The 14,315-nt window shown below is 49.6% G+C and carries 3 protein-coding genes; all 3 read right to left on the reverse strand.

Translation table 11 applies throughout. The annotated features are described in order from the left end of the window. Positions 1 to 41 precede the first annotated feature (41 nt). Genes AACL30_RS03005 through AACL30_RS03015 form a run of 3 tightly spaced genes read right to left on the reverse strand, consistent with a single transcriptional unit; the run spans position 42 to position 14,279 of the window. Positions 42 to 407, reverse strand: a complete 366-nt coding sequence (locus AACL30_RS03005) for a hypothetical protein (protein ID WP_339057766.1) — start codon at positions 405 to 407, stop codon at positions 42 to 44. After that, positions 404 to 12,535 (reverse strand): hemagglutinin repeat-containing protein, encoded by a 12,132-nt coding sequence (locus AACL30_RS03010; protein ID WP_339057767.1) that lies wholly within the window; start codon positions 12,533 to 12,535, stop codon positions 404 to 406. The genes AACL30_RS03005 and AACL30_RS03010 overlap by 4 nt, the downstream gene beginning before the upstream one ends. 49 nt (positions 12,536 to 12,584) lie before the next feature. Continuing rightward, positions 12,585 to 14,279, reverse strand: coding sequence for a ShlB/FhaC/HecB family hemolysin secretion/activation protein (locus tag AACL30_RS03015; protein WP_339057768.1), 1,695 nt, complete (start codon positions 14,277 to 14,279; stop codon positions 12,585 to 12,587). Between the last annotated feature and the right edge of the window lie 36 nt (positions 14,280 to 14,315).

Raw genomic sequence — 14,315 nt, forward strand, 5'->3', positions numbered from 1 at the left:
CAAGGGCGGGATTAATTGTATTCTCATACCTGGATTAGTTATTATTTAATCGGATAGTTGTAATGCTCCGGGATCTTATAATCTTCAGGGAAATCTGCGGTATTAGGAATTCGGGTGAAGCGATCAATATCTTCTCTTGTCTGCTCAAGAACTCCATAAATTCCCGATAAAAAAGTCGATATTCGTAACAAAGCTGCCTGCATTGCTAATCCATCGTTATTTTCTTTCGCCTTAAAAAATAGCTCAATTGTTAAATTGAGATTTTTAATATCCTGTTGAATACTTTTGGCAATTGAATAATCTTCTGCCAAATAAAGCTCATCTTCATCTATTCCTTTGCCTGCACTCTGTTTTAATAACTCTAAATAAGCATCTTTGAATTTATCCAACACACTGATATCAATCATTTTGGTAATCTTCGTCCTTCAGCTCTGGCTGCCTTAGTTTTTGCATCATTATATGAACCATCAAGGTTAAGCACTGCTTGCACTTTTGTTCCTGTACTATCAAATACTTCTATATGATTTTTATGTTTAGCATCTAAATACAATTGATCACCTTTCTTAATAAAATCACCAATCGGCTTATCTGATTTATAAACACTCTGCCCCTGATATTGCCGATTCGTTTTACGTGAATTATCTTTAACTTCGCTACCAAAGCCCGGTTGTTTAAAGAACTCACCCATATTTCCAACTGCACCTTGATTCGGCTTATATTTATCAGCGGTATAAACCAACTCATCCCTACTCGGTGCATCAGCAATAGGTGTCGTGGTAGTCGTTATTCCCGTATCCAGCAAGCCATCCTTATTCCCCGTATGACTCGCGCCCTGCGCGCCACTCTGATCCGGCGTTATCAGCGCGATTCCTTTGTTTTGATCGGGGATCGGATTCACCAGCTTGCCGCCTGTCGGATCGCGCTCTGGCGTGGGAAAGATGGTGATAAGTCCTTGATTGCTTTTTAGCTCGTCATAGGCTTTTCGTTCTGCCCCTGACAGTTTCTCTATCAGATCCGCATTGCCTGAGATCGCGGCCAGCATCACGTTAGTTTTCTGATTATCTGATAGCTGTTCTACCGCCGAGGTCACTTTGCCGGCACCGATTAACGCGCCCAGACCGCCTTCAATCAGCTTATTGCGACAGGCGGGCGTTTTCGTACATCCTTCAACCGCCAGCTTTCCGCCCTGTGCAATCGCACCCAGATAATTATTCTCCACCACCGTCTTACCCGCCTGCGCCCCGGCAACCGCGCTGGCAGTACTGTCGCCTGCAATGCCACCCGCCAGCCCAGAGGCTAAAGTAGATAGGGTACTAACGGTTTGTTTTTCGTTTTCATTGAGCGCGCTGACGTTTTTATCAGGATACAGCTGCGCTTTGATCACGCTGGCAGCGATTTCTCCAGCAGCAGCGCCAGAAGCGCCTGCAACAGGGTTATTCCCTTGCATCTGCGCCAGTGCCCCTGCTACCACCGCATGCGCCATCACTCGACTGGGTTCATCTGGTGTGGTCTTTTTAATCACCTCGGCCAAGTAGGGCGCTGAGCCGCCTGCAATGGCCGATTTCAAGTCTCCCCCTGCTAACCCTTGTATTGCAGCAGTGGCGGCTTGCAGGCCTTGCTGGAGCGGGCTGCCGGTGCCGTAATCGGCCATCGCGGTATGACGGGCTTGTTCGGTAATTTGTGTCTCCGTAGGGGACAGATTGCCTTTTGTAACCAACGCAGCTTTTGCTGTCTCACGTGCTTGCGGATTTCTCTGCGCTTTTTCTGCTGCTATCGATCCTTCCGTGCGAGCAATGTCGCTCGCTTGATTGCCAATCTCCCCGAGTAGCTGCGCGGTTTTTAACCCCTGCTGCTCTTTCTCTTTATCGAAGATCGCGCTGAGATGCGGGTTAGCCTGTTCCACATCACGACGTAATTCAGCCAGGTTTTGTTGTTGCTTATCTTGATTGCGGATAATCAACGCCCCTTCACTCACCGCCGCTTGCGTCGTTGAACGCGCATGCCCTTGGTTATTCTGATTGCTCAGCAGGTTATTGGCCATATTGCCGGCGAACTGATCACCTATGCCACCGCCAGTGCTAATACCAATGTTGTGTTGTTCTACGGCAAAGTCGGCACGATTGTCGAGGTCGCTAAAGCCCAGGGTGCCGGTATCTAACCGATTTTTATCCGCCGGCGCCCTGCTGCTAATCACCGCCCCCTCCAGTTGAGTATGTTCCCCGACGTTGATATCAAAGCCCCCTTTCCCCGCAAAAAGTCCGCTCTGCTCCTTTACCGACTGGTAGTCGCTGCGCATCTTCTCTTTACTCAAATTAGCCGCGGCTGAGCCGTTCATCGTGCCCAGGGTCAGGCTGCCACTGATGTCGCTGTGCTGTTGTTTCGAATCGTAATGCGCGCTGTTTTGCGGACTCTTTAGCGATAAATGGCGGCCGATGTCGGCCTGTATTTTTTCACCGCTAACCTGTGCACCGAATAAATTGGCATCGCGTCCGCTGATCAAGTCAAGCTGTTGTCCTGCATTCACTAAGGTTTCAGTGGCAGTGGTGGTGGTGCTGTTATCAACACCGCGTCCCTGATTGACCCCCGCAGACAGGGTGAGACCGGCTCCGCTTGAACCTACACCGATGCCAATGCCCAGCATGCCGCCGCGGCTGTGATTTTCTCCCCTCTGTTGTTCGGTGTTTTGCCCCGCCACTAGGTGAATATCTCGCTGTGCTTGCAGAATGATATTTTCTCCTGCTTGCAACTGGCTGCCTTGTAACAGGATATCGCTTTGACTCTCCGCTGCCACTGTTGCCCTGTCCGCCGCAAACAGACCGATATCCCGCCCGGCTATTAAGCTGCTGCCCTGTGAACGCTGTTCTTCATTCTGCTGAGTGGATGAAGAGGATTGACTGCCGTAAGAGAGCGTTAGACCTACGCTGTTGGTGGCATTCTTGTCATTGCCTGCCAGCCGTGTTGCTTGTACCGCCTGTACGCCGCTTAAGGCGGCTTTGGTCGCCTGTAGCGCTGCAAGGCGAGGGTCGTTTATCTCATTTACCTGTTGCGTTGTTTTTACCGCCGTGTTGACGGCACTGCCAACATCACCCGAGAGCGCCAGTGTCAGGCCTGATTTTTTCTCTTCTCGCTGATAAGTCTCATTTTTTTTATCTTGCGCCGCCGTGATGTTGATGTTTTTGCCACTGAGCAGGATATCTTGACCGGCAATCAGCTCAGAAGCCGTCACGGCTACCTCGTTACCCGCATCGAGAGTAAGTTTGCCGTCAACACTGCCAAGGGTGCTGCTTTTATGACTTAATCCCTCTGTCATCTGCGTGCTTTTTACGCGCTGTTGGCCGTAGCTAAAGCCGATCCCCCCGCTGCTCATGAAGCCCGATTTCTTTTCTTCTTTAAAATGTTTTTCGCGATAACGTTCCGTTGCACTGCTGATGTTGAGATCACGGCCGGCAAGCAGATTGACATCCTGTGTGCCTGCTATGTTGCTCCCTTGCACAAGCAGATCCTTACCCGCCGTTACCTTGACACTGTCGCCACTTAAGCTGCTGCCTTGTGCGCTCTGGTGATCCAGGCTGTCATGAGTCGTGGTGGTGATTTTTCCACCCCCTCCACTACGGCCACTGATTTTATGATGTTCATCAAGGTAGCTATGCCGGATGCCCTCGATAAGTTGGATATCCTGCCCCGCGTTCAGGGTCAGCGCGTTATCCGCCCTCAGCGTCGCCGCTTGCGCGTTGATATTTTGACCGGCCTTGAGTGTAAGCGCCCCTTTGCCGATAAGGTCACTGCCGATTTGCTGACTGTCGCCTTGTTCCAAACTGTTATCCGCGTTCCAGATAAGTTTATCGCGACTGGCGGTTGTGACGGCGCCAAGATGAATGTCACGCCCTGCACTGAGCAAGGTGTGACCTTTTTCACCGCGGTTAATCACTTGGGCAGCCTTCAGTTTGATATCACGACCGGCCTGGAGCGTTAATTTGCCATCCTGCCCCTCGACGTATAGCCCTGCCATGCGATCAATGGTGGTGCGTTCAAAGCGATTGGCCGCATTCATGCTTTTCACCGTACGGGTATTGCTGAGGGCGTTGATGTCGCCACCAGCATTGAGCTTCAGGGAGCGCTGCCCCTGGATCCTGCCGCCGAGATGATTGATATCTCCATCAGCATTAAGCGCCACCTCCGCTCCTTTTATGAGCCCCATCTGGTTGGTGATGTTGTTAGCATTGACCTTCACCCCTTCACTCGCAGCGATCTGACCACTGTTGAATAAGGTGTTATTCACGTTCAGATTGACGCTTTTGCCCGCCAGCAGTGCACCCGAGCTAGCCAAGTCTCCGGCTTTTAACCGGGCATATACCTGTGGCACCAAGACCTTTTGTTGACTGCCGTCTGGCAGGGTAACCGTTGTTTTCACTAACCAAACCATATCTTTGGTCAATAGGCTCATTTGTTCTGGCGACAACGCAACACCCACTTGTAGATTGTATTGTTTGCTGAAGGCCACCCCAGCATCCATCAACGCTTTAAATTGCTGTTCATCGTTTTGGTAGCCGTCAAGATAGCGCTGACCGGTCAGTTTGCTCACCTGTTCGCGGATCAAACGTTGTTCGTAATAACCATCGCCCAAGCGTTTAAGTGTCGCATCCGCATTATTAGCTTGGGATTTTTGCATGTAATCGCTGCCTAACCACTGTTTTTTCTGTGTAAAACGCGGATCGGTTTCTATCAGGTAGTGCGCTTTTTCTGATGGAGCCGTCTGGAATAGGCTGTTGTTGGGTAAACGGGTGTCTGGCGCAGTAATATGTACCGCTGTTTCTGCCCGAGTTCCCTGTTGCGGATCAACGTGGCTTGCCACGGTAAAACCCTGACCCGGTTGCAAGTTGAGCGGTTGAGTGGGCGCTAAGGGTAAAGCCGTTGACGGGATGGCAACGGAGGGCAATTTAGGTAGCTGTAATGCCGTAGGTGATATTTCGGCTGATGTCGCAACGCTCGACGGTAATTCAGTTGCAGGTAATGTCACTGAGGGCATGACTGTTGAAGGGAGTGTCATTGAAGGTGTTCCAGGGGTTTGTCGTGTAACAGAGCGTACTGTACGTGACTTGATCTTGGGTAAATCATCACCAGAGAGCGATTTCAGCGTCGCCGGTAGATGACTTCCGTTGACCGCCGTGTTAACCGTGCCGGTATCAGCCTGTGCAAGGCTGACATCAGACGCCGTGAAGGGGCGAATAGCAATCGAATTGCCTACACTTTGCCCCTGATCGATCAACAAACTGGGCTTAAGCGTCATCTGCTGGATTTCAGTCGGCGGCGTATAGGCCGTGGTGTAACTTCCCTGACTGTCTGTCCCGCTGCGTTTGATGCGGTAGTAATATGTTACCGTACCGGCATCGGTAATGTGCCGTTCGCCAGCAATGTCCACGTTGTCCACATTCTGAGCATGGACGGCTAAGGCGCCCCCCGCCACCACCTGGCTTTTATCATTTAATAATCGGTTGGTATAGAGGGTTAGATCGCCCCCGGCAATGAGTTTTGCCGGATCGCTTTCTTTTATCTGTGTTTCTTGTACCGTACGAGTAAAGTCAAATTGGCTGTAATTATCTTCATCACCATCAATGGTATTCAGGTGTGCCACTTCGTCATGTCTAATTTTTACTTCATGCGGCTGATAACGTTTATTGGCACCTCTGTATTGATATTCCTGCTTTTTTTCGTTTCCGGTGGTAACCAGTTCAGTGGTGAAGTGATCGTTAATGTTGTTAATCTGATTCGCCGACAATATCATGTTTTTTGCGGCTTCGAGGGTTGAACTGCGATTGTTCACGCTATTCGCTTTGCCAATGGCATGATGGTTTTCATCCAGTGCTGCGCCGATCGTCATATCACCGTCACTGTAGATCAGGCTGTGATCAAAATTGTTGAGAGTCTGGGTAGCGATATCAACTCGCTCACGTCCCGCCAGGGTCGCCGCGGTTCCGTTTGCGGCCAGATTATTGAAGGTGGTAGCTTGTGCGCTGATCGCATCACCGTAGATACGCCCCGTGCCGATGTTGTTTATTTGGTTGCCCTGTAACAGGACGTCTCGTCCGTCAATCAGCCCTTGATTGGTTAGAATTTGTTTGACAGTCAGGGCATTTTTTCCAGCGTTAATTTCACCGCTGACACTGTTAATCAGCTGGTTGGCCTGTAAATCGAGGTTGTTCGCCGCCAAGAGCTTGCCGCTGTTGATGATGTTGCCCAGGGTGCTGAGGTTAAGGTTATCCTTGGCGTTGATTTCACCACGGTGGGTGATGTCCTGTTTGCTGATCAGATTAATATCCCCCCCTGACAGCAGTCGCCCTTCTCCCTCCAACCGCTGGGCATTGATATCCATTAACTGACCGGTTTGTACAGTACCGGCACGGTTGATCAGCGCGAGCGCCTTACCGTTCAGTGTCGCGCCTTCATCTGTAATCAATAGCCCCTCGCTGTTATCCAGTGTCCCTGCATTGGTGATAGCGATCTGTCTTTTGGCTCGTATGCGTCCACGTTGATTGTTGAGGGTATCGGTATTGATTACCAGCGATTGCCCCTCTAGTCCCTGATCATTGCCTTGTGTGTTTTGGTTGATAAGCTGTTCAGAATTTAAGGTGACGCCCGCGGCGCTGCGGATCAATCCGGCGCTGTTATTGATGGTATTATCCACACTGGCTCGCACGTTATCGAGCAACAGGTTGCCTAATGCCTCAATTTTTCCCTGTTGATTGTCAAGATTGGCGGTGTGCAAACTCATGGCTTGTTCACCGATAATCTGCCCCCCGTTATCGTTATGTAATTTATCAACCGTCATGCTGAACTTACCTTTCGCTTCCAACCTGCCTTGCTGGTTGGAGATGTCAGCGCTATCAAGTCGTAATTGACTTAAGCTGCGTACCGTGCCTTTTTGGTTTTTTATACCCTGCTGCTGAGTATTCCAGTGTAAGTCACCTGCCGATTGTATCAATCCATTTTGGTTATCCAGACCGAGGGTAGTGGCATTGAGTTTGGCTCGGGTGATGACAGTACCTTGTTGATTATCGACTGTCGTACTGATCAGTGTTAGATCTTTATTGGTGGCGATCAGGCCAGCAGTATTATCCACCGCGCCGGTTTTAATCGTCATCGTCCCTTGGCTGCGGATCCCACCCTGTGTAGCGTTATGACGGTTACTGAGGCTGGCGCTGGTGATGTTCATGGTATCACCGCTTTTTATCAGCCCATCATTGTCGTTGTCGATCTTGCCAGCACCGAGTGTTAACGCTTGCTGCGTGTTCACTGTGCCGCCGCTATTATCGAGCAGGGCAACATCAAGCTGCACGGTATCACGGCCTGACACCGTGCCATTGTTGTTTAGAAAATCGCCGCTGGTTATTTTCACGTTTTTATTAGCGCTAATGATTCCTTGCTCACGGTTATCAATCTGTTGTTGTTGGCTATTTAAGATTATTTCTTGAGCGGATTTGATCGCGCCGCCTTGATTGTCCAGTGCTTGCGTTGTGGCGGACAGCGCTTTTGCCGATGTCAGAATACCTTGCCGATTATTTAGCGTGCCGCTTTCCAGGGTTAGCTTGTCAAAACTGGTGATCAGGCCTTGCTGGTTTTCCAGCGCACCACTGTTGATGTTTAATTGGCCTCGGCTGATGATGCCACCTTCGTCCGCATTCTTGTTATTGGTGAGTTTTTGTCCGTGGGTGTTAATGGTAGCATTGCCATCAGTCTTTAATAAACCGCCGCTGTTATCCAGCGCCCGGGTGTTTAATTTAACATCACCAACGCCGGCGAGGGTACCCTGTTGATTGTTGAGATCAGCGCTATCAAGATGTAATAAACCCAGGCTGAGCAAGGTGCCTTTCTGGTTTTTTACCTGCTGCCGCTGGGTATCCCAGTGTAAGTCACCTGCCGATTGTATCAATCCGTTTTGGTTATCCAGCTCCAGAGTAGTGGCATTGAGTTTGGCCTGGGTGATGACGGTGCCCTGCTGATTATTGACTGTGGCACCGATCAATTTTAAATTTTGTTGGGTAAGGATAAGCCCCTTAGTGTTATCGACCGCGCCGGTTTCAATGGTCATTTCTCCCTGGCTGTGGAGCCCGCCCTGTTGAGCATTATTGCGATTATTGAGACGGGTGCTGGTGATTTTTAATTGGTCACCGCTTTTTATCAGGCCATCATCATCGTTATCGATCACCTTGCCATTCACCGTCAAGGCTTTCTCAACAACTAATTTACCGCCACGGTTATCCAGCGCCTGGCTGTTTAATTTGAGATCACCGACGCTGCTGAGGATGCCTTGTTGATTGTTGAATTTATCGCTCTCAAGATGTAATAAACCCTGGCTGTGAAAGGTACCACTCTGGTTTTTTACCTGCTGCTGCAGGGTATCCCAATGTAAGTCACCTGTCGATTGTATCAATCCATTTTGGTTATCCAGAGCGAAGGTAGTGGCATTGAGTTTGGCATGAGTGATGACGGTGCCCTGTTGATTATCGACTGTGGCACTGGTCAGTTTTAGATCTTTATCGGTAAAAATAAACCCCTCAGTGTTATCAACCGCGCCGGTTTCAATGGTCATTTCCCCTTGGCTACGGATCCCGCCCTGTTTAGCGTTATGACGGTTACTGAGGCTGTCACTGGTAATGTTTAATCTATCGCTGCTTTGTATCAGGCCATTATTGTCGTTGTCGATCCGGCCAGCACCGAGTGTTAACGCTTTCTGCGTGTTCACTGTGCCGCCGCGATTGTCGAGCAGGGCAAAATCAAGCTGCGCGGTATCACCGCCTGACACCGTGCCACTGTTATTTAGAAAATCGCCGCTGGTTATTTTCAGGTTTTTATTGGCGCTAATGATTCCTTGCTCACGGTTATCAATCTGTTGTTTTTGGCTATTTAAGGTCATTTCTTGATCGGATCGGATCGTGCCACCCTGATTATCCAGTGCATTCGTGATAGCGAACAGCGTTTTTTTCGACGTCAGAATACCTTGCCGATTGTTTAGCGTGCCGCTTTCTAAAGTAACATTGTCAAAACTGCCGATCAGACCCTGCTGGTTTTCCAGGATACCACTGTTGATTTTTAATGCACCTCGGCTGATGATCCTACCCTTATTAACCTTATAGTTATTAGTAAGCCGTTGTCCGTAGGTGTTAATGGTGGCCTCACCCTCAGTGAATAATAAACCGCCGCTGTTATCCAGCGCCTGGCTGTTTAATTTGAGAGCACCGACGCTGCTGAGGGTACCTTGTTGATTGTTGAGATCAGCACTATCAAGATGTAATAAACTCAGGCTGTGCAAGGTGCCACTTTGGTTTTTTACTTTCTGTTGCTGGGTATTCCAATGTAAGTCACCGGTCGATTTTATCAATCCATTTTGGTTATCCAGACCGAGGGTAGTGGCATTGAGTTTGGCATGAGTAATGACGGTGCCCTGCTGATTATCGACTGTGGCACTGGTCAGTTTTAGATCTTTATCGCTGATGATCAGGCCAGCAGTATTATCCACCGTACCGGTTTCAATGGTCATCGTCCCTTGGCTGCGGATCCCGCCCTGCGTAGCGTTATGACGGTTACTGAGGCTGTCGCTGGTAATGTTTAATTGCTCACCACCGCTTTGTATCAGGCCGTCATCATTGTTATCGATCGCCTTGCCATAAAGCGTCAAGGCTTTCCACGCAGTTAATTTACCGCCGCTGTTATCCAGCGCGGCAACCTCCAGTCTGGCACCATCACGGCTTAACAAGGTACCCGCCTGATTTAGAAAATCGCCGCTGGTTATCTGAAGGAAGTCGTTGGCTGTAATCTTTCCTTTATTACGGTTATCAAGCTGTTGTTTTTGAGTATTTAAGATCATTTTCTGATCGGACTCGATCACCCCCCCCTGATTATTGAGTACCAGGGTGGTAGCCTGTAACCGGTTTGCTGACGCCAAGGCGCCTTGCTGATTATTTAACGAATGGCTCTCTAAGGTAAACTGACCAAAACTGACGATAATGCCTTGCTGGTTTTCCAAAGCGCCGCTGTTGATTTTTAACAACTTGCCCTGACTAATGATTCTGCCTTTATTGACTTTATAGCTATTATCGAGTCGTTGTCCGTGTGTGTTGATAGTGGTATCGCCCCCAGACTGTAATAACCCACCGCTGTTATCCAGTGCCAAACTATCGAGAGTGAGCTGCTGTCCACTCACCAGAATACCCTGGCTGTTTTTAAGGGTGCCGGTTTGCAACCGGATATCACCGTTAGCGATCAGCCTGCCTTTTTCATTGTCCAGCGCACCGCTTTTGATCTCTAAGCGACCCCGGCTACGAATGACGCCAGTCGCACCGCTCAAACGATTGCTCAGCGATTGTCCCTGTGTATCCAGCAGGAAATTGCCGCCCGCATGCAATAAACCACCGTCGTTATTCAGCGCGCCACTGTTAAAATCAATATCACCTGCCGTGGTGATCATGCCCCGTTGATTTTCCACTTTACCCTTGATAGTAGCGTTTAAATCGCCTTTTTGCGCGGCGATCACCGATCCTCCTTGATTATGTAAAGTGGCAGCGTTCAGTGTGATCTTGCCGTTCGCGGCCAGGTAACCTTTCTGGTTATCTATCGCCTGTTGGGTATGGATCACCATCTTGCCGCGACCGCTTTGCACCAGCCGCCCCCCACGGTTAGACAGGCTTTGTGTCTCCACATTGATTTGCAGTGCTTCTGTGTTGCCACCCTGTAGCTGGTAGTGGCCACCGCTAAGATGAAGTTGACCGTTGGATAGCAGTTTGCCATTCTTCCCTTGCCACTGAGGGGTTTCTACCGTTAATTTTCCATCACCATTGTGCAGGATCAGCCCGTCTTGATTGATAATCTGCGCAGCATTGAGCGAGAGATTTTTGCCTTGGTTCGCAATCTTCCCCCCACGGTTATTGAGCTTTCCTTGATGATGTAACCTTAAATCGTTATCACCAAACTGAATGACTTTGCCCTGTTGATTCGACAATGCCTGGGCGCTGAGTGTCAGTTTGTTGCCGATCAGCGCACCGCCGTCGTTGTTCAGTTGTCTGCGAGTGCTAACGGTCAGCTGTTGCAGCGCGGTTACTTGCGCCTGCGCGGTGATGAGCTCGCCTTGTTGTGCCTCCAGCAGCACATTTTTTGCTGATGTTTGACTGTGGCTGGCATCGATATCTTGTCCTCGCGCATGAATATTCCCTGTCGCAATATTTTTTCCTTGCATCACCAGACGACCAGAAGTAGTCAAGCTAAGATTATGGCGGTTTTGTTGCTCGGAATCAGGGGATGTTGCGCCGAAATTGGCACCCGCCATCAGCGTACTGCCTTTGCGGCCGATAAAATTGCCCGCCTGTATCTGTGTGTGCTTACGCGCGGCGATAATGCCACTGTTTTGCAGCTCGCTATCACTGGTAATATTCATATTGCTGGCCGATAACAGTTCACCACGGTTGTTGTTGATAGTGGTTTTTGCCGTCAATGTCAGATCACCGCGACTATGGATTTTGCCACTATTTTCAATATTCCCCTCACTGGTGATCACCACCGTACCGGCCTGTGCACCTATCATGCCAGCATGATGTACACCTACCCCTTTTTCAGTCCCCATCAGGCGAATTTTGCCGGCATACATGCCGCCGAGCTGTGCCACATCTATCGCCAGATCCGGGCGTGTCTTGTGATCTTGATGCTGTTTATTAATTTTCTGATGCGCCGCATCTACCTGATTGGCTCCCACCGTAATCTTCAGATCCTGCGCCCATAGCCCAGCGTTAATTTTCACCGAACGGGCAATGATATCGGTGTAATTTTGCTGTGAACTGTTCATCCCTGTACCCGCGATGATCACTTCGCCTTGCTCGACGTTAAAACCGGTCAAGTTGCCGTTGTACAGTTGCGGTTGACCGGTGGTGAGCGTGGCACGGGGTGTGTTGATAAAACCACAACCATGACAGCTAATACCCGACGGATTGGCGATCACCACCTGTGCCTGTTGCCCGGCGACTTCGATATAACCGTTTAACTTGCTGGGATCACTGGTGTTCACTTCATTGAGGATAATTTTGGCTTCCCCTTGTGCCAACCACGGGTTGCCGCCAACCCAACCGCCCAATTGGGTCGAGGTCATTTTGCGTGAGTTATTGAGGATAACGCCTTTGTGATCGACATCAAACTGGCTGTAGCTGTTACGTGACACACCGCCCGCGCTCGGTGTTTGAATATTCACTTGTGGCGTCCCGTTAGCACTTTTTAGCAGGGTCGCATGCTGATTAGCCGGGGCATGATTATCAACTCTAATAGTGGCATTGAGCGGTTGAATCAGACCGAATGCCAGCAAAATTCCAATATTGAGCACATTTATTTTGCCAATCCATTGGATTTCTCTTCGCTGCTCCCCTCCACTCTGATTGAAGGTATAAACGAGCCCGGCCGCAGGCGATGTACTAGCACGGTTGGAACGGGCGATATCAGCCACGACGACCAACATATTGCGGGCTTGACTGAAAATAACGCGGTACCGGTTTTTGTTCATCACAATGTCCTTATTAAACCGCTTCGAAACCTGTTGCGGAGGAGGCTCCTCAATATTGCCAATTCAGATTGAAGCCAAACGTAACGGGACGGGCGCTAAAGCGAGCGGGTTTAGCAAAGGGCATACCGACGAAAAAATCGTAAGCGAGGCGTAAGGCGTTACCCCGTAATCCGATCACCCCACCCGCTAAGCGTTTACCAGCCAAATAATCACTACCATGGCCACTGACTTCACCGTAATCTGCGCCTAAATACAGTTCTTGATGAGGCAACGGAGTACGCCAGGCCAAATCGTTACGCAGATACCAGCCGCAATCGGCGTTCAATGTATGTTCACCGTCGTAACCCCGTACCGTCCAGCGATTACCGATAGTAAATTGCTCTTGCGGTGTCAGCGGGGTATAGCTGATCTGATGACGATATTGCGTGTTGTAACGAAAATTCTGGCCGAGCAGGGAAAAAATCACATCAAGCTGGGCATTCAGCTGCATGATGTTGCTTAATGCAGTGGCTTCGCCATATTTTTCCTCGAGAGCAGGCAGCGCACCAAACCAGCGGGTACCTCGCTGATAGCTGATACTCGCATCAAGTTTGCCCTGCGAAGTATTTCCCGGCCAAAGAGTACGCTGTTGCTGCAAACCAAGTCGCCAATGGGCAGTGCGACGGCGCTGTACATTTACTTCGGCATCATTGATGTAACTGTTCGATTCACGTGCCAGCAGATGATAAGCCAGCATGGTTTTTTGCCGACTATTACGATATAAAACTCGACTGAATTTCACATCGAGGTTTTTGCTGTTGCCGCTGTAACGGTGATCTTGATCCAGCCCGGCAATGGTCTGCTGATAGTCATAACCATTGACCGTCACACCCGTCATCCATTTACTGAAAGGCAATGAATAATGACCGGTGATATTTTTGGATTTTTTGCCACTTGATCCAGGTACAGCGTGATTCACCGAGAGATAAAATAAATCACTGAGTGAAAAAGGGTTATCGATCGACAATGTCAATCCAGCCTGATAGATCCCAGTATTTTTACTGCCGGAATCATCAAGCGATGCCCCTAGACGCCAATGGCGATCTTGCTGCCAGCGCAGGGCAATATCACTTTCTCCAGGGTGCTTCCCCGGCACGATTTCCATATTGGCCTTAACCGTGGGTAAACGTTGCAGGTTTTCTAGCCCTTGTTCGATGTCGCGTAAATCAAGCAACTCACCGGCATGCACAGGAAAGGTGCTGTAAAGCTGAAGGTAGTGATCGCTGTCCGGCGTCAGGTATACGCGCCCTATTTTTCCTGGCAGCAATAAAAGTTGCAGAAAGCCACTGTTTAAATTTTGCTCCGTTGCCAGGACGCGAGTAGTAATATAGCCGCTCTCTATTAAACGGTTTTGTAGACGGCTCATCAGCAGGTTGATCCCCTGCACACCCAGGCAGTGCCCCTGAGCCTGATTAGCAAGGGATTGAAGTGGCAGCCAGAGTGGCAATTGTTGTCGTCCCGTCAAGATGACCTGTTTTATCGGAAAGCAAGGGGTTTCCTGAGGAAAAGTGTTAAGGCCAATATCGGAGGAGGGTGGCGGCGAAAGGTGTACATCCGGCGTGGGTGGTGTAATCTGTTGCTCTAAAGCCTGCTGTTGTTCTTGTTGCCGAATAAAAGGGGCATCACGCAGTTCCGCCCATGTGCTAAAACTATTGATGAGCCATAAAAACACGATACCTTTAAAGGGTAGACGCCATCCTTGCATTTAAATATCCCTGATAATTTTGTTATTAAAAATTAT

It is taken from the genome of Candidatus Regiella endosymbiont of Tuberolachnus salignus (genome assembly GCF_964020115.1).
In the GTDB taxonomy this organism is placed as follows: Bacteria; Pseudomonadota; Gammaproteobacteria; order Enterobacterales; family Enterobacteriaceae; genus Regiella; species Regiella insecticola.